Annotated in this window: 1 pseudogene; it reads right to left on the reverse strand. The window is 33.8% G+C overall.

From position 1 onward, the window contains the following. A pseudogene (locus tag B2X33_RS05540) lies at positions 1 to 204 on the reverse strand (ligand-binding protein); the annotation flags it as partial.

Here is a 204-nt window from a genome sequence, read left to right on the forward strand (position 1 = left end):
TATTGGTATTGGTATTGGTAACTGCGCCTTCAACAAAAAGCACAGGCTTTAAATCTTCAAAAGTAGAAACTGTAACTTCATCATAGCAAATAAGTTTAAAATCGTCTATATAAGACTGTTCGTTCAAATACAATTTTTCACCAGAATCATGCTTTCCTGTAACAGAGCGATAAAGTTCAATTCTCGAAAGATCGGCCAAAGATT

Source organism: Treponema sp. UBA785 (assembly GCF_002297065.1).
Taxonomy (GTDB): domain Bacteria; phylum Spirochaetota; class Spirochaetia; order Treponematales; family Treponemataceae; genus Treponema_D.